The sequence below is a fragment of the Vibrio sp. 10N.222.48.A3 genome (genome assembly GCF_041475345.1).
In the GTDB taxonomy this organism is placed as follows: domain Bacteria; phylum Pseudomonadota; class Gammaproteobacteria; order Enterobacterales; family Vibrionaceae; genus Vibrio; species Vibrio tasmaniensis_A.
This window is the reverse complement of the sequence record NZ_JBFRVX010001646.1, coordinates 1-1,077: the sequence shown is the minus strand read 5'-3', so window position 1 is coordinate 1,077 and position 1,077 is coordinate 1. Positions and strand designations below refer to the sequence as shown.

Genomic DNA, 1,077 nt, shown 5'->3' with positions numbered 1-1,077 from the left:
GGTGTACTGCGTAAACCCAATGAAATGATCCGCGAGGTCACCGTTTGCGTTTGATGTTGGCGGTTACTAAAGCGAACGTCGGTGTAATGTCGGCGAGTTAAAAACTCGGTATCAGGAGAGAGGACTTGTTTGTAGATCAACGCTTCTGGTGCGTAGTCAGATCCGCGAGGGGCGGTTTGTGTGGGGTCAAAATTGAGAATGCCTTCGACGTAGTTGATTAAGCCTTCGGGGGTAAGCGGCGTGAGCTCCAGTCCAATTTGGGATAAAGTCGTGGTGAGCGCCTCTTTGCAATCCAACACACTATCAACATCGTCCGTACTGGAGACAAACAACCACGCGCTGTAATCTTTGATGTCAAAGTAATGCTTCTGACGATGAAAAAAGCCGTGGTGAGCCGCAAAGTTGGCGTAATCGGCTTCTTGTTTTGCTAATTCACTGCAAATACCCGCACGAGCGGATTTCAAGGCGGTATTTTGCTCAATCAAATGACTCACGTGGTTGTGGCCCATCATGGAAAAATGGTAATCCCATTTATGGCCAGGCGGTAAATCCATGATGAGACGGTTAAATGCCTCCACCATGTCGTCATTCGCCCCCGTTAAGACGCTCAATTTGAATCCAAATCCTACGCCCTTTTTGTTATGAAAGAGGCTGTGCTGCGCATCAAAAGTGCGGTAAGGCAGTTCAGAATGAAGGTGGTTATATTCACGTTTGGCTTCTTGATAAAAACCCTTTAAATCTTTTGAGACGCCCATGGCGTTAATCCTTCTTGATAGCCTGAACAGGGCGACCTGTCCAGGTAGACTCGTCTAACACAATGTAAATATCCATTGTGTCGAGGTAAGTGGTGGTGTCATCCGAAGTAAAGGGAAAAATCACCACCTTCCTAACCGTGTCTTGGGTTCGAATAGGATGGCCTTCACGGGTGCGTCTTGGCAGTAAGGCAAAAGGGTGGGAAGCCAGGACGTTAGCCTCGGCGACTTGTTGTGTTGTTGGGTGTGTCGAGATGTTGCGAATGTCATCCATGCTGGCGCAGCCGGGTATACCGCCGATTTTTTGGCAACTAAATTCATCTTG

Annotated in this window: 2 protein-coding genes; both read right to left on the bottom strand. The window is 48.2% G+C overall.

Features of this window, described 5'->3' with window-relative positions; all coding sequences use genetic code 11:
- Nucleotides 1-755: TraC family protein (locus AB4653_RS28245; protein WP_372105938.1), on the bottom strand; the 755-nt coding region annotated here is incomplete at its 3' end.
- A gap of 4 nt (nt 756-759) precedes the next feature.
- Nucleotides 760-1,077 (bottom strand): type IV conjugative transfer system lipoprotein TraV (gene traV / locus AB4653_RS28240; protein WP_372105936.1); only part of this gene is annotated, 318 nt, incomplete at its 5' end.